The sequence below is a fragment of the Dyella sp. C9 genome (assembly GCF_003332825.1).
GTDB lineage: Bacteria > Pseudomonadota > Gammaproteobacteria > Xanthomonadales > Rhodanobacteraceae > Dyella.
Map to the genome: position 1 here is coordinate 70,817 of NZ_QIRF01000008.1, position 14,955 is coordinate 85,771.

The following is a 14,955-nucleotide window of genomic DNA, read 5'->3' on the forward strand; positions in this document are numbered from 1 at the left end:
TCAGGCTTCGACCAGTCCGTCATGCCCGGTGTCGACGACCACGCGGTTGCGTCCGGCGCGCTTGGCGCGATAGAGCGCGGCATCGGCTTCCCGGCACAGGTGCTGCAAGTCGTAGCCGGAAGCCTCGGTGGTGGCCACGCCCACGCTCGCTGAGAACGCCACCTGCGCGCCCTCACTGTCCACGGAGGTGGACTCGATCGTTCGGCGGATCTGTTCGGCGATGGCCTTGCCCTGGTCGGCGGGGCAGTCGAGCAGCAGGATGCCGAACTCCTCTCCACCGAGGCGACCGAACAAGTCGCCGGTCCGCAATGCCTGCTGGCAGATGGCGACAGTGCGCCTGAGCACGGCATCGCCGGTGGCGTGGCCGTGGTTGTCGTTGATCTGCTTGAAGTTGTCCAGGTCGATGAATACAAGGGCCGCGCTGCCGTGTTTCCTCTCCAGCAGGTGCAGCGCGCGCGTGGCGGCACCGATGAAGTTCTGGTGGTTGAGGATGCCGGTGAGGCCGTCGATGGACGAGAGTCGCTTGAAGCGCAGCTGCGAGAGCTTCAGCCGCACCAGCCACAGCACCACGGAGATCAGCACCACCAGCAGCAGCACGATGTAGAGCCGGCTGGTCTCCATGGCCTGGGTATCCAGCGCACGTTGCAGGCGCAGCACGTTGTTCTGCCGGCTCAGCTTTTCCGTCTCGAGCTTTTGTGCGAGCAGATGCTGCTGCGCCACGGCGTAGGCGAGCGCGCGGGCACGCACGTCGTTGAGATAGCCGGTGTCCTGCGCCACGTAGTGCTCGTAGTGCGCCAGCGCGGCGGCGGCGTTGCCGTGCTTGCGTTCGATGCGATACAGCACCTGATAGGCGTCGCGCAGCGTCTCGTCGATGTCATTGGGGTCGCTTGAGGCGAGCGTGCCAAGTGCGGCCTTGCGCGCGGATGCGTCGTTGCCCTGCTTCCAGTAGGCCTGGGCCAGCTCGGTTTGCGCGGCCAGCGTGTTGGAGTAGTACTGGTCGCCGCGGATGCTCGGCATGATGCGCTGGATCAGGTCGATGGCCTTCTGCGATTGCTCCTCGTCGAGGTAAAGGCTGGCCTTCACCAGCCAGATGGTGTTGGTGAAGACCGAATCCCGCGCGGCCTGGCAGGTCTCGACGCCGCGCTGCAGCTCCGGGCTGGACGAGCTGAGCTTGTGGCTGTCGTAGAGCACGCTGAGCAGGATGGTCATCGGTTTGCAGGCCGACTCGCCCGGTGGCAGCTCTTGCGCCATGTCGCGGGCGTATTTCGCGGCAAGGTCGTACTGGCCGGCCGACCTGAGCAGCTGCGAGAGATAGGACAGCGCCACGAACCGGGCCAGCTTGTCCTGGGTCTGGGGCAGGCCGGCGACCAACCCGTTGGCCAGCTCGAACGCCTCGTCGTAGCGCTTGTTGCGGCCCAGGTCGCCCATCAGTACGGCAGAGGCCTTGGTCACCAGCGCCGGGTCACCGGAATGGCCGATCACATCGCGCAGCACCGGCTCGGCATGCGCATAGTCACCCTGGAAGGAAGTTTCCCACCCGTCGAGGTAACGGAATTGCCAGCGCTCGCGTGGCGACATGTCGGCCACGCGCAGGCGCACCGTTTCCAGCAAGCGCACGAAACGCGCGTGGTCGTTGGTGCGCAGGCTCTCGATCTGTTCGAGCTGCGCGCCCAGGCGCGCTTCTTGCGCGCGGGCGTGGATGGGCACGAACCACGCGCATACGGCCATGGCCGCGAGAGCGGGCCACGGCCGTATGCGGCAGGACCACCCGGGCATGCGGGTGCGGCCGGTCAGCTGTGCGAGGGGCCGCCCTGGGCGGGCGGGGAGGGTTGGCTGGGCTCTTCCCCACCATCACCGTGATCCGGCGTTTCGTCGTCGTCCTCGTGGCCACCGGTGTGGGAGTCGTGGTTGACCTGCATGGGCCGCAGGCCCAGCTCCTCGGCGAGCTTCGCATTGTCCCCGGCCGTCACGGCCGCGAGCAGTGCATCGGAGGCTCCCGCTTCGGCCAGCGTCTTCGCCAATTCCTCGGCGGAGGCATGGCGCAGGGCAGCGTTACCGCCGATGGCTTCGAGCAAATCCAGCGTGTCGGACATTATTTTTCCCCTGTTCCCTGTCGTGTTGCAGCGTCGTGTAAACGGTCATCCTTCGGGCAGATCCTACGCGGATCATGGCCAGTCAGGCCATTGCGACCCCGTCGCCGGTACCGTCAGCCCTTAGTACAGGGCCGCCTGGCAAGCCCTGCGCAAACTCAGGAGGGCGACTGTGTCATGGCAAGCTTGCACTTCATGTGAAGGCAGCGTGCTTGTCCAGCGCTTCCAATCGCTGGCGGATCGCCAGGTTGGGCTTCAGCGCGTGCGCGGGTGGCACGACGACGGTGTCTTCGCCGGTGAGACGGGTCGCCGGCAGGTCGCGCAGCGCCACGCGACGGATCCGCGGTTGTTCGATCGGCAGCGTGGCTGCACGGTAGACGATGACCTCGTGATCGAGCGGATAGTCCTGCGCCAGTACGTCCACCAACACCTGGCGATAGGCCGGACCGGTCTCGAAGCGGGTCAACGACCAATCGCCGACCATCGCCACCTGCCACAGCACCAGGTAGCCGGAGGGGTCGATGCGGCGTTCGTAGAACAGCAACTGGCTGGCCTCGAAATGCTGGCAGCCGTACTGGCCCGGGTCGATGCACAGGTCGGCGTAGAGGCAGTCCTCGGCCGAGATCCCGGGTTCCATGTACGCGTCGTAGCCTTCCGCGCGGGCGATCCTCACTGCATTGCGCGGCGACCACGCAAAGATGCAGGGATGCCCGTAGAACACCCCGCACACGCGCTTGCCCGCACGCACCTCGGCCAGCATCAGCTCGACCCATTCGCGATAGGTCTTCTGGCGCGACTTGCCCTCCCCATAGTACGGCTGCAGGCTGCGCACGTCGGGATGCATGCGCTGCAACCACTTCTCGGTGGCGCCGTGCGCCAGCGCGGCGAACACCACGTCGGCTTGCTCGATGTGGTTGCGCGCCAGCGGCGTGAGGTGGGACCCGAGGGTCATGCCCAGGCCGATGCAGGCGAGATTGCCGCGGGCCGGCAGGGTGGGTGGCGAAAGCGATGGGGTCGTCATCACGCGATGGTAGGGCAAGTGTTGGGGCGCCAGCCCGCCGCCGGGCGGCGGGCCAGGAAGAGAGCGCTCAGGACTTGACGCCGTTGAGGTAATCCAGCGTGGCCTGCAGCATCGACTCCATGCCGATGGTCAGCGCGCCTTCGTCCATGAAGAACTTCGGCGAGTGGTTGGCGGGTGCCTTCGACGCGTCCTGGCCCAACGGCGTGGAGCCGACGAAGAAGTACACGCTGGGTACTTCCTGGGCAAAGTAGGCGAAGTCTTCCGAGGCCATCCACGGCTTGGCCTCGATCACGTGCGAGTTGCCGATGGCCTTGGCGATGCTGGCGCGCACGCGGCCGGCGAGCGCTGGATCGTTGACCAGCACCGGGTTGCTGTCGCCCACCGGAATCTGCATGTCTACGGTGGCGCCATTGGCGGCGGCCACGTGTTCGGCGATGCCCTTGAGGCCGTCGATCGCTTGCTGGCGCATGGCCGGGTCGAAGGTGCGCAGCGTGCCCTGCATTTCCACCTGGTCGGGCACGATGTTGTAGCGCGCGCCGCCCTCGATGATGCCGAAGCTCAGCACGGCAGGCAGCTCGCCGATGTTGAGCCTGCGGCTGACGATGGTTTGTGCGTCGTTGATGATCTGCGCAGAGGTCACGATCGGGTCCACCCCGTTCCACGGCATCGCACCGTGGGTCTGGCGACCGTGCACGACCAGCTTGAACCAGTCCGAGCCTGCCATGGTCGGGCCGGGGCGCACGCCCACGGTGCCGGTGTTGAGCGCGCTGACCACGTGCATGCCGAACATCGCATCCGGCTTGAAGTCGCGGAACACGCCCTCCTTGAGCATCAGCGAGGCTCCGCCCTCCTCGCCCGGAGGAGCACCTTCCTCGGCCGGCTGGAACACGAACATCACCTCGCCCGGCAGGTCCTGCTTCATGCCGGCGAGAATGGTGGCCAGGCCCAGCAGCATGGCGGTATGCGCATCGTGGCCACAGGCGTGCATCACGCCGGTGGGCTTGCCGCGATACTCGCCCTTGGCCTTGGAGGCGAAGGGCAGATCCACTTCCTCGGTCACCGGTAGTGCATCCATGTCGGCGCGGATGGCCAGCTTCGGACCCGGCTTGCCGCCCTTGAGGATGCCGACCACACCGGTATGCGCGATGCCGGTATGGACGTCCAGGCCGAGTTTCTTCAGTTGGGCGGCGACCAGCGCGGCGGTGCGCGTCTCGCGGTTGCTCAACTCCGGATGCTGATGGATGTCGCGGCGCCATGCGGTGACCTGGGGCAGTTCGCCCTGCACGAGTTGGCTGGTGTCAGCGGCGTGGGCGGTGCCGATCAGGGCGGTGGCCACGGCAAAGGCGAGGGTAGGCAGGCGCATGGGTGCTCTCCACGGAACGAGCCCTGATCCTAGCGTGACAACGCCGGTCGTAGGAGCGCATCCCGTGCACGATCTCGTTGCGACCAGGCGCATGGGGCGCCACTGCCGGTCGCGCACAGTGTGCGTTCCTACAAAGGTCGAAGCCTGGGCGGCGGCGGCCCGATGCTATGCTCGGACGCCCAGGGGCTTCAAGAGTGGTTTCATGCGAGCGGCAAGCTACGTCCACGGCGCGAGTACGGTTCCGCTGCTTGGCGATACGGTGGGTTCGCTGCTCGATCGCATCGCCGCCGCGCATCCCAACCAGCCTGCGCTGGTGGTGCGCTCGCAGGGCGTCCGCCTCAGTTACCGCCAGTTCCACGCCGAAGTGGAGCGCGTGGCCGCCGGCTTGCTGGCGCTAGGTCTCCAGCCGGGCGACCGCATCGGCATCTGGGCGCCGAATCGGGCCGAATGGGTGGTGCTGCAGTTCGCTGCCCCCAAGGCGGGGCTGATCCTGGTCAACATCAACCCGGCCTATCGCCTGCATGAGCTGGAGTACGCGCTCAACAAGGTGGCATGCCGCGCCCTGGTGCTGCCGCGCCGCTTCAAATCCTCGCACTACCTGGACATGCTTGCCGAGCTGGCGCCGGAGCTGGCCTCGTGCGCACCGGGCCGGCTGGCGGCGACGCGGCTGCCGGCGTTGCGCGAGGTGATCCTGCTCGCTGACGAGCCCGCCAGCGGGACGCGCACGTGGCAGGCGCTGGCCGAGCGCGGCGACGCGCAGGCGATCGATCATCTGCACGAGGTCGAAGCACAGCTGGGCTTCGACGATCCGGTGAACATCCAGTTCACCTCGGGTACCACCGGCTCGCCCAAGGGCGCCACGCTCACCCACCACAACATCATCAACAACGGCTTCTTCATCGGCGAGGCCATGCGCCTTACCGAGCAGGATCGCCTGTGCATCCCGGTGCCGTTCTACCACTGCTTCGGCATGGTGCTGGGCAATCTCGCCTGCGTCACGCATGGCGCCTGCATGGTGATACCCGGCGAGGGGTTCGACGCCATCGCCACGCTGGAGGCGGTGCAGGAAGAGCGCTGCACCGGCCTGCATGGCGTGCCGACCATGTTCATCGCCGAACTGGAGCATCCGGAGTTCCGTCGCTTCGACCTCAGCTCGCTACGCACGGGCATCATGGCCGGCTCGCCTTGCCCGATCGAAGTGATGCGCCGTGTGGTCGGCGAGATGCACATGGGCGAGGTGACCATCGCCTATGGCATGACCGAGACCAGCCCGGTGAGTTTCCAGACCACGCTGGACGATCCGCTGGAGCGTCGCGTGGACAGCGTCGGCCGCATCCATCCGCACCTGGAGGTGAAGCTGGTCGACGAACAGGGACGGATCGTGCCCCGTGGCACGCCGGGCGAGCTGTGCACGCGCGGCTACTCGGTGATGCTGGGTTACTGGGACGACGACGCGCGCACGCGCGAGGCGATCGACAGCGCGCGCTGGATGCACACGGGCGACCTGGCGGTGATCGACGACGACGGCTACTGCACCATCGTCGGCCGCCTGAAAGACATGATCATCCGCGGTGGCGAAAACGTGTACCCGCGCGAGATCGAAGAGTTCCTCTATACCCATCCCAAGGTGCAGGACGTCCAGGTGTTCGGCGTGCCGGACCCGAAGTTCGGCGAGCAGGTTTGCGCGTGGGTGCAGCTGCGCGAAGGCTGCACGGCCAGCGAGGCGGAGATCCAGGATTACTGCCGCCACCACCTGGCGTACTTCAAGGTGCCGCACTACGTGCGTTTCGTCGACGCCTTCCCGATGACGGTGACCGGCAAGGTACAGAAGTACCTGATGCGCGAGCGCATGGAGCAGTCGTTGCAGGCACGTGGATCCGGCGCGGGTTCCTAGACGCGGGTGTAGCGGCTCCAGCGCCGTGCCGGCATGCCCGGATGCGCGGCCAGCCACGCGGGTAGCTCGGCCGAGGGCATGGGGCGGGCGATATGAAAGCCCTGCGCCTCGTCGCAGGCCATGCCCAGCACGCTGTCGTAGAGCTGCGGCGTTTCCACGCCTTCCACCACCACGCGAAAGCCCATGTTGCGGGCAAGCTCCGCCACCGAGCGCACGATGGCCTCGTCGTGCTGGCTGGTGCCCATGCCGCGTACGAACGATTGGTCGATCTTCAGGCTGGTGGCCGGCATCTGCCGTAGCGCGGCGAGGTTGCTGTAGCCGGTGCCGAAGTCGTCGATCGCGATGCCTGCGCCGAGCTGGCGCAGCGCGGTGAGGTGGCGGCGCGTGGTGGCGCTGTGCTCGATCAGGGTGCTTTCGGTGAACTCCAGCTCCAGCATGTCGAGCCCGACCTTGTGCTGCTCGGCCACCTGCTGCACGCGCCCCACCAGGTCGGCGCCGAGGTCGGTGCTGGACACATTGATCGATAGCTTGATGTCATGGCCCTCGCGGCGCCACGCCGCCAGCTGGGCCACACCGTGTTCCAGCACCCACTGGGTGAGCGAGCGCATCAGGCCAGCGCGTTCGGCCAGGCCGATGAACTGCCCGGGCGGAATCGGCCCCAGCGTAGGGTGGTGCCAGCGGGCGAGTGCTTCCAGTGCCACGCAGCGGCCGCTGTCCAGGTCCACGCGTGGCTGGTAGTGCAGGTCCAGCTCGGTGCGGTCGGTGAGCGCGGCAGCCAGTTCGGTGACCAGGAAAAACTCCTGCCGGTGTTGCTCGTCCTGGTGGCGGTCGTATACCGCCCAGCCGCGCATGCTGTGCTGCGCGGCGTGCGACGCATTCATCACCAGCCGCAATGGATCGCCGCCGCGCAATTCGCTGGCGTCGATGCGCACCAGGCCCACGCCCGGCTGGATGGTGAGTGGAATGCCCAGGCAGTCGAATGGCTCGCGCAGTCGCGCGACCAGGTCGTCCAGCCGGGTGGTGTCGGTGAGCACGTGATGGTCGCGCAGCACTGCGGCGAAGCGCGTGGTGCCCACCTGGTAAAGACGGGTGTCCGGTGGAATCCAGCCCAGCGTGCGGCTGGCCACGGCACGCATCAGCTCGTCGGCGTAGGCGTGGCCCATGGCGCGGATGAAGGCGTTGAAGCGTTGCACCGGCGCCACGTCGATGGCGATCACCCAGGCATGCGGCGCACGGTCGTGCAGGTGGCGGCGCAGGTCATCGAAGAAGGCGTAGCGATGCGGCAGCTGGGTGATCGGGTCGGTGCGGCCGAGATAGCTGCGCAGCACCACGCCCGCGCCGACCAGCGAGGCGGCATCGCGCAACGCGGTCTGTTCGCTTTCGGTGAGCGCCTCGCGGGGCGAGGTGTCCATCACGCACAGCGCACCGATCTGCTGCCCGGTGAGCGTGCACACCGGTTCGCTGGCGAAGAAACGGATCGGGGCCGGCGACACGGCCAGTCCCAGCGTGGCGTCGCGGAAGCGTTCGTCCTGCAGGGTGTCCAGCACCACGTGCGAGGTCAGGCTGCGGGCAGCCTCCAGGTACAGTGGATGCAGCGTGCGCGGATCGTGCGCCGGCAGCGCATTGCCGTTGGCGAACCAGTATGCGGTGCCGCCGTTGAGCACCAGCGATACCAGAGGCACGCCCAGCGAACGCGATGCCAGGCGCACGACCGCATCAAAACCGGGTACGGCGAAAGCGTCGCCCGCGGGCGTGCCAGGGGAGGCCGCAGACGTTTTGGCGTCGGCTCCCATCTCGGCCGCGTACTGCCCCGGGTCGCTTCCCGTGGTCGTGTGCATTGCCTGTTCGCCCCTGTGTTGAACAGCGTCCCCTTGTCAGGAACCGAGGCTACTGCAGCGGCGTGACGTGTAGCAATGCGACAAATGGAAGGCCAATCGGCTGGCGGCGGATCGCAGAATCCTGCCCTATGGATCGGCCCAATGGCCTACTTCTTGATGCTGAAATCGATCTCGATCGGGTAGGGCACCGGGCTGGACGGCGGCACCGGCAAGGTCCAGCTGCTGAACTGCCCGGCCATGCATTTGGCCACCTCGGTGGTCGGCTGCACCTGGATGCGTGCCAGCTTGCCGTCGGACATGACATTGGCCACCAGGGTGAATGGCGTCTTGTCCGCGGGCGTGTTGCTCGCCAGGCAGGACTTGTACGCGTCCGTGGTCGGGTTGCCGATGCGATCCCACAGTTCCTTCTGGTATGCGGGGCCGCTGCCCGCGCCCTCGGCGAGCTTGGCCTGGCTCACGCGTGCCTGGAAATCGTCGCTGATGGCAGGGCCCAGTTGCAGGGCGAGGGCAAGCAGGATGGGCATGGCGACTCCGGGCGGGCGGAAAGCTCCACCTTATTGCATCCCTGGTAGGAGCGCACCCCGTGCACCACCACGACGCGCCGAGGTTCTTCGCCGCTCGCGTGCCTGGTTGCTGCATGGCCGGTCGCGCATGGGGGCGCTCCTGCGGGGAGCGCGACGCTCAAGGCAGGTGCGGGCTCGCCAGGTATTCCTCGCTCTGCATCTCGATCAGGCGCGACTCGGTGCGGCCGAACTCCGCGCGCAGCCGTTCGCCGTCGTACAGCTCGGTGATCGGCGCGGCGGCAGAGAGGATCAGCTTTACGTGGCGGTCGTAGAACTCGTCCACCAGCAGCACGAAGCGGCGGGCCGCGTCGTCGGTGTAGATGGTGAACTGCGGCACGTTGGAAACGATCACCGCAGGCCCCGCCTTGGCCAGCTCGATGTAATCGGACACCGCTCGCGGGCCTTCGCACAGCGCGGCGAACTCGAACCACAGGATGTTCGCCGCGCGCTTGCGCACCGGGATCGGGCGATCGTTGAGGATGATCTCGCCGCCTTCCTGCACGTCGCCCTCGGCCTGGCTGGCGAAGATGCGGGCCAGCGCGCGCTCGGCCTCGGGGCCCGGCGGCGTGTGGTACACCGGTGCCTGGGTCAGCGCGCGCAGGCGCCAGTCGTGCGAGGAGATCATCTGCACCACGTGGCAGTGCTTCTCGATCAGCGCGATCGCTGGCAGGAAGCGGGCGCGCTGCAGGCCATCCTTGTACAGGTTGGCCGGTTCGGTATTGGACGTGGTCACCAGGGTCACGCCGCGGTCGAACAGCGCCTGCAGCAGGGTGCCCAGGATCATCGCGTCGCCGATGTCATTGACCAGGAACTCGTCCAGGCACAGGACGCGACAACGCGAGGCGAGCGTGGCGGCCACTTCCAGCAGCGGATCCTGCCGCTCGCCCAGCTGGCGCAGCTGCTCGTGCACTTCGCCCATGAAGCGGTGGTAGTGGCGGCGCAGCGCCATGCCCGAAGGCAGGCTGGCCACGAACAGGTCCATCAGGAAGGTCTTGCCGCGCCCCACGCTGCCCCACAGGTAGAGGCCGGGTACGCCTTCGCGCACGTCGTTGCCCAGCAACGACTTGAGGCGCCCGAACAGGCCGCCGTTGCCATTGCCGGCCGAGGCGGCGATCAGCGCGCCATGCATGCGATCGAATTCCGGCAGTAGCGTCTGCTGGGCCGGATCGGCTTCCCAGCGGTGCGCGGCGACGCCTTCCTGGTAACGCACGCTGGGTGCGAGCAACGGGGTATCACTCATGGGTACGACAGACTCTTGATGCGCGCCGCCCGGGGCGGCGCGCCATGACAGGCAACAACGGGCGTGGTGGCTTCAATCCTGGCGCAGCGGCGGCAGCCAGGGCTGCACGTCGTGCTTGATCACACCGCGCAGGTCCATCAGGCGGCGGTGGAAGAAATGGCTGGTGTCAGGCATGCGTACCAGCTGGGGCTTTTTCGACATGCCATCGATCCAGTCGAACACCGCCTGCGGGTCGACCACCTCGTCGGCCTCGCCCTGCACCACCAGCCAGGGGCAGCGCGGCAGCTCGAAGCCCTCGAACGGCCAGCGGCCGGCCGGCGGGGCGATGCTGATCAGCGCGTCGGCATGCAGCCGCACCGCATTGCGGATCGACACGTAGCTGCCGAACGAAAAGCCGGCCAGCCATAGGGCGTCGTGCGGGCGCACGCGGCGCACCCAGGCCACCACGGCGGCCAGGTCGTCGCCCTCGCCGTTGCCGTGGTCGTAGCTGCCTTCCGACTCGCCGGTGCCGCGAAAGTTGAAACGCACGGTATCCAGCCCCGATTCGCGCAGCGAGCGCTCCACCATGGTCACCACCTTGTTGTGCATGGTGCCGCCCTGGAGCGGGTGGGGATGGCAGATCACCGCCGTGCCGCGGCGGGCTTCCTCGGGAATGGCGACGTCGCTGATCGTCTCGAGCTTGCCGGCGGGGCCGTCCAGCGCGAAGCTGGCAGCCTGCTCTGGAAAATGGTCGGGTTGGGTGGGGAGCATGACGGGATTCATGGCCATGATGATAACCGCCACGTGTGTCCACCGTTCGCGTGGGGAGGCTAGGCGCGCATGAATCACCTCGCCCATACCCTGCTGGCCGGCGACGACGAGCTGCTGCAACTGGGCGGCCTGATGGGCGATTTCGTGCACGGCCAGCCCGATCCGGCGCTGCCGGCCGGCGTCATCGCCGGCATCCGCCTGCACCGCGCCATCGACGTCTACACCGACAGCCATCCCGACGTGACGGCCGCCCGCGCGTTGCTGCCGGGCCCCTACCGCCGCTACGGCGGGATCCTGCTGGACATGTGGTTCGACCACCTGCTGGCGCGCGACTTCCCGCGCTGGAGTCGCCAGCCGCTGGATGCTTACGCAGCCGGCGTGCGCGGCCTGCTGTACCGGCACGAATCGCTGCTGCCGCCCGGCCTGCTGCGTTTTCGGCACTACATGGACGCGCATGCGCTGCCCGCGGGCTATGCGCGGCCGGAGGAAATGGGCGCGGCGTTCGACGGTATTTCCCATCGTCTGCGGCGCCCCAACCCGGTGGCGCAGGCCATGTCGGTGCTGGTGGGGCTGGATCGGCCGCTGCAGGCGACGTTCGAAAACTTCTTTCCGCAGCTGAAGCAGTTCGCCGCGCAATGGATCGAGGCGAACTGACCTGGCGGCCGGCCTTAGCCGCAGAGGTTGTCGCCCAGCAAGCGCTCCCCCATGTAATCGACGAACGCGCGCAGCTTGGGCAGCATGTGCCGCCCCGAGGGCCACAGCAGGTAGAACGTGCCGCACACCTGGGCGTATTCGTCCAGCACGGGCACCAGCTCGCCGGAGGCCAGTGCCGCGCGCACCGCGTGCTCGGGCACGTAGGCGATACCGCGCCCGCGCATGGCGAAACAGACGCGGCTGTCCACGTCGTTGCACACCATGGCGATGGGTACTTCGACCTCCGGCGGCACCGGCCAGGCTTCCAGTTTGCCGCTGGTGGGGTAGCGGTAGTGCAGGCAGTCGTGTTCCAGCAGGTCCGAGGGTGTGGCCGGCATGCCCCGGCGCGCCAGGTAGCCGGGTGAGGCGACCAGCAGTCGGCGGAATGTGCCGACGCGCCGGGCGACGAGGCGCGAGTCGTTCGGCACGCCCACGCGCAGCACGGCATCGAAGCCTTCCTCGATCACATCCACCAGGCGGTCGTCGAAGTCCAGGTCCAGCCGCACGTGCGGGTAGGCTTCCATGAAGTCCGAAAGCACTGGCAGCACCAGGCCGCTGACCAGCGGCAGGCTCACCCGCAGGGTGCCGCGAGGTTCGGCGAACTGGCTGTGCAGCTCCGCCTCGGCCAGTTCCAGTTCGCCCAGGATGCGCCGGCTGCGCGCCAGGAACTGCTGTCCTTCGGCCGTCAGCGCGATGCTGCGCGTACTGCGGTGGAACAGCCGCACGCCCAGCTGCGCCTCCAGCCGCGCCACGGCCTTGCCCACCGCCGAGGCGGACACGCCCTGCAGGCGGCCGGTTTCCACAAAGCTCAGGTTGTCGGCCACCTGCACGAAGGTCTGCAGCAGGCCCAGGCTGTCCACGTTCATGGATTGCGGAACTCGGGATCCGTAAAGCCACGAACTCTACCCGTCTTTTTCCGTCGATGCGCGGTATCTAACGTAGCGCTCCCCTCCCAGGTAAGGAACGCCCCCATGACACCGCGCCCGGCCACGGCCCCCGACCAGGCCCCCATCACCGCTCCCATCGATGCGGCCATCGACCTTGCCGTCGCGCAGCAGCGCCTGGTGGGGGCGGTGGTGCTGGTCCAGCATCGTGGCCGTGAGCTGTACCGCCGCAGCGCCGGCTGGGCGGATCGCGAGCAGCGGCGTCCCATGCGCACTGACACCGTGTTTCGCCTGGCGTCGGTCAGCAAACCCATCGTGACCACGGCGGCGATGGTGCTCGCCAGTCGAGGCGTGGTGGACCTGGATGTGCCCGTCATCCGCTGGCTGCCGGATTTCCAGCCGCGCCTGCCCGACGGTGGGGTGCCGGACATCAGCCTGCGCCAGTTGCTGAGCCATCAGGCCGGCCTCGGCTACCGCTTCCTCGAAGCCGAGGCGGATGGCCCTTACGCACGGGCTGGCGTGTCCGACGGCATGGACGCCAGCGGCATCACCCTGGCGGAAAACCTGCGCCGCATCGCCAGCGTGCCATTGCAGTTCGTACCCGGCGAGGCCTGGGCTTATTCGCTGGGCATCGATGTGGCCGGTGGCGTGCTGGAGGCGGCCACGGGCAAGACGCTCGGGGACATCGTCCGCGAGACGGTCACCGAGCCGCTGGGCATGGCCGATACCGCCTTCCACGTGCGCGATGCCGAACGGTTGGCCACGCACTACGTGGCCGGGGCGACGGCGCCCCATCGGTTGGCCGAGGGTGAGGTCGTAGCGCCGTTCCCGGGTGTCGTCGGCATTCCCTACAGCCCCGCGCGTGCGCTCGATGGCGAGGCCTTCCCCTCCGGCGGTGCCGGCATGGTCGGCACCGCGGATGACGTGATGCGTCTGCTGGACGTGCTGCGCCGGGGCGGCGGATCGATCCTCGATCGCGCATGGACCGCGCAGATGGCGCACGTCCAGACCGGTCCGCAAGACCTGGATGAACAGCCGGGCTGGGGCTTCGGACTGGGCTTTGCCGTGCTGCGCGATCCGCTGGCCGCGGATACACCGCAGCGCGCCGGCAGCTGGCGCTGGGGTGGCGTGTACGGGCACAGCTGGTTCGTCGATCCGGCCAGCGAGCTCAGCGTGGTTGCCCTGACCAACACGCTCCACGACGGATTGCCGGCCGGCTTCCTCGCCGACGAGCTGCGCGATCCCATCTACGCCATGCTGGAGGCGAAGTCATGAGCGCCATCGACGACGCCGTGCCGGGCGCCCTCTGCGCACCGACGCCGACGCGCCTCCCGTGGCTGGGCCTGCTCGCCCTGGCCTGCGGCGCGTTCATCACCGTGCTTACCGAGTGCATCGTCGCCGGGCTGTTGCCGGCCATGAGCCGCGACCTGGGTATCAGCGAGGCCCTGGTCGGCCAGCTCACCACCATCTACGCCGTTGGTTCGATGCTGACGGCGATTCCGGTGGTGAAGCTCACCAGCCACTTGCCACGGCGCCCGCTGCTGCTCGCTGCCTTGATCGGCTTTGCGCTGGTCAACAGCGCGATGGCCTGGTCGCAGTCGTATGCCCTGATGATGGTCACGCGCTTCCTGGCCGGCGTGGCGGCAGGCCTGCTGTGGGCACTGCTGGCCGGTTACGCCAGCCGCATGGTGGAGCCGCACCAGCAAGGTCGCGCCATTGCCGTGGCGATGCTGGGTACGCCGCTGGCGATGACCATCGGCATTCCTCTCGGCACCTGGCTGTCCCAGCTGATCGGCTGGCGCTGGGTGTTCGGCCTGATGTCCTTGCTGAGCCTCGTGCTGGTGGCCTGGGCGCGCGGTACCCTGCCGCCGGTGCCGGGCCTGCCGCCGCAGACCCACGGCAGGCTGCGCGACGTGATCGCATTGCCCGGCCTGCTGCCGGTCTACCTGGTGATGCTGCTGGCCGTGCTCGCGCACAACGTGCTCTACACCTATATCGCGCCGTTCTCCGCGTTGTCGGGCGTGCAGGCCTCGCTGGACCGGCTGCTGCTGGCATTCGGCGTGGCATCGGTGCTGAGCATCGTGGTCACTGGCGCCCTGATCGATCGCTGGATGCGTCCGCTGATGGCCCTCGGCTCGGGCCTGTTCCTGTTCGCCGCACTGGCGATGGCGTTGTGGCCGAACTCGTCCGCGGTGCTGGTGGGCGCGGTACTGGCGGGGGGGCTGGGGTTCGGTGGGGCGGCCACCTTGATCCAGACGGCGGTTGCGCGACGCGCCGGCGAGCAGCAGGACCTCGGCCAGTCGCTGGTGGTGGTGGGATGGAACCTGGCAATTGCCGGTGGCGGCCTGCTGGGCGGCGTACTGCTCAAGACCACCGGCGTGGCGATGTTGCCGTGGTCGTTGGTGGTGGTGCTGGTGGCGACGGTAGCGGTGGTGGTACCGGGGAAGAGGGCGTGGGCGTGAGGTGTGGGCCAGTTCCTGGACCGATCAGAGGGCAGGGTGAGGGGTGGGTTCGCCTCTTGCGCTCCCGCGACCTGGCCGCCTACGCGGCGGGCGTTTCGACGTCCTGCCGGCCGCCGAGTCACTTTTCTTTTGCTGGCCCAAAAGAAAAGTACCCCAA

Annotated in this window: 13 protein-coding genes; 4 read left to right on the forward strand and 9 right to left on the reverse strand. The window is 67.9% G+C overall.

The features are described 5' to 3' along the window. From DVU99_RS11505 to DVU99_RS11520, 4 genes are all read right to left on the reverse strand, one after another. Window positions 1-1,707: a GGDEF domain-containing protein gene (locus DVU99_RS11505; RefSeq protein WP_232823570.1), complete on the reverse strand. Its 1,707-nt coding sequence runs from the start codon at window positions 1,705-1,707 to the stop codon at window positions 1-3. Between the two features lie 83 nt (window positions 1,708-1,790). Beyond that, on the reverse strand, window positions 1,791-2,093 hold the full coding sequence (locus DVU99_RS11510) for a hypothetical protein (RefSeq protein WP_114240358.1): 303 nt from the start codon (window positions 2,091-2,093) through the stop codon (window positions 1,791-1,793). A 190-nt stretch (window positions 2,094-2,283) separates the two neighbouring features. Continuing rightward, window positions 2,284-3,111 (reverse strand): SAM-dependent methyltransferase, encoded by an 828-nt coding sequence (locus tag DVU99_RS11515; RefSeq protein ID WP_198670283.1) that lies wholly within the window; start codon window positions 3,109-3,111, stop codon window positions 2,284-2,286. A gap of 67 nt (window positions 3,112-3,178) precedes the next feature. Further along, complete coding sequence (locus DVU99_RS11520) at window positions 3,179-4,474, reverse strand: amidohydrolase (protein WP_114240359.1); 1,296 nt, start codon at window positions 4,472-4,474, stop codon at window positions 3,179-3,181. Between the two features lie 202 nt (window positions 4,475-4,676). Between DVU99_RS11520 and DVU99_RS11525 the strand changes: the two genes are divergently transcribed. Continuing rightward, on the forward strand, window positions 4,677-6,368 hold the full coding sequence (locus DVU99_RS11525) for an AMP-binding protein (protein WP_114240360.1): 1,692 nt from the start codon (window positions 4,677-4,679) through the stop codon (window positions 6,366-6,368). Here the strand turns inward: DVU99_RS11525 and DVU99_RS11530 are convergent. The 4 genes from DVU99_RS11530 to DVU99_RS11545 all read right to left on the reverse strand — a co-directional run bounded on the left by DVU99_RS11530 (window position 6,365) and on the right by DVU99_RS11545 (window position 10,759). Next, a complete protein-coding gene (locus DVU99_RS11530) occupies window positions 6,365-8,077 on the reverse strand; it encodes a bifunctional diguanylate cyclase/phosphodiesterase (RefSeq protein ID WP_232823571.1) in 1,713 nt (570 codons plus the stop codon). The genes DVU99_RS11525 and DVU99_RS11530 overlap by 4 nt on opposite strands. A gap of 275 nt (window positions 8,078-8,352) precedes the next feature. Continuing rightward, window positions 8,353-8,730, reverse strand: a complete 378-nt coding sequence (locus DVU99_RS11535; RefSeq protein WP_114240362.1) for a peptidase C13 — start codon at window positions 8,728-8,730, stop codon at window positions 8,353-8,355. Between the two features lie 157 nt (window positions 8,731-8,887). Beyond that, on the reverse strand, window positions 8,888-10,009 hold the full coding sequence (gene zapE / locus DVU99_RS11540; protein WP_114240363.1) for a cell division protein ZapE: 1,122 nt from the start codon (window positions 10,007-10,009) through the stop codon (window positions 8,888-8,890). A gap of 72 nt (window positions 10,010-10,081) precedes the next feature. After that, window positions 10,082-10,759, reverse strand: coding sequence for an alpha/beta hydrolase (locus DVU99_RS11545; RefSeq protein WP_232823572.1), 678 nt, complete (start codon window positions 10,757-10,759; stop codon window positions 10,082-10,084). A 69-nt stretch (window positions 10,760-10,828) separates the two neighbouring features. Between DVU99_RS11545 and DVU99_RS11550 the strand changes: the two genes are divergently transcribed. Further along, window positions 10,829-11,413: an ACP phosphodiesterase gene (locus DVU99_RS11550; RefSeq protein WP_114240364.1), complete on the forward strand. Its 585-nt coding sequence runs from the start codon at window positions 10,829-10,831 to the stop codon at window positions 11,411-11,413. Window positions 11,414-11,427: 14 nt separating this feature from the next. On the opposite strand, the gene DVU99_RS11555 is transcribed toward DVU99_RS11550, so the two are convergent. Next, window positions 11,428-12,318 (reverse strand): LysR family transcriptional regulator, encoded by an 891-nt coding sequence (locus DVU99_RS11555; protein WP_114240365.1) that lies wholly within the window; start codon window positions 12,316-12,318, stop codon window positions 11,428-11,430. 105 nt (window positions 12,319-12,423) lie between these two features. Between DVU99_RS11555 and DVU99_RS11560 the strand changes: the two genes are divergently transcribed. Then, window positions 12,424-13,611, forward strand: coding sequence for a serine hydrolase (locus DVU99_RS11560; RefSeq protein WP_114240366.1), 1,188 nt, complete (start codon window positions 12,424-12,426; stop codon window positions 13,609-13,611). Further along, a complete protein-coding gene (locus DVU99_RS11565; RefSeq protein WP_114240367.1) occupies window positions 13,608-14,798 on the forward strand; it encodes an MFS transporter in 1,191 nt (396 codons plus the stop codon). The genes DVU99_RS11560 and DVU99_RS11565 overlap by 4 nt, the downstream gene beginning before the upstream one ends. Window positions 14,799-14,955 lie beyond the last annotated feature (157 nt).

Bases quoted from the DNA above. Each gene is read 5' to 3' on its own strand.
- DVU99_RS11510 (WP_114240358.1), bottom strand. From the start codon at position 2,093: ATGTCCGACACGCTGGATTTGCTCGAAGCCATCGGCGGTAACGCTGCC.
- DVU99_RS11515 (WP_198670283.1), bottom strand. From the start codon at position 3,111: ATGACGACCCCATCGCTTTCGCCACCCACCCTGCCGGCCCGCGGCAAT.
- DVU99_RS11520 (WP_114240359.1), bottom strand. From the start codon at position 4,474: ATGCGCCTGCCTACCCTCGCCTTTGCCGTGGCCACCGCCCTGATCGGC.
- DVU99_RS11525 (WP_114240360.1), top strand. From the start codon at position 4,677: ATGCGAGCGGCAAGCTACGTCCACGGCGCGAGTACGGTTCCGCTGCTT.
- DVU99_RS11535 (WP_114240362.1), bottom strand. From the start codon at position 8,730: ATGCCCATCCTGCTTGCCCTCGCCCTGCAACTGGGCCCTGCCATCAGC.
- zapE (WP_114240363.1), bottom strand. From the start codon at position 10,009: ATGAGTGATACCCCGTTGCTCGCACCCAGCGTGCGTTACCAGGAAGGC.
- DVU99_RS11545 (WP_232823572.1), bottom strand. From the start codon at position 10,759: ATGCTCCCCACCCAACCCGACCATTTTCCAGAGCAGGCTGCCAGCTTC.
- DVU99_RS11550 (WP_114240364.1), top strand. From the start codon at position 10,829: ATGAATCACCTCGCCCATACCCTGCTGGCCGGCGACGACGAGCTGCTG.
- DVU99_RS11555 (WP_114240365.1), bottom strand. From the start codon at position 12,318: ATGAACGTGGACAGCCTGGGCCTGCTGCAGACCTTCGTGCAGGTGGCC.
- DVU99_RS11560 (WP_114240366.1), top strand. From the start codon at position 12,424: ATGACACCGCGCCCGGCCACGGCCCCCGACCAGGCCCCCATCACCGCT.
- DVU99_RS11565 (WP_114240367.1), top strand. From the start codon at position 13,608: ATGAGCGCCATCGACGACGCCGTGCCGGGCGCCCTCTGCGCACCGACG.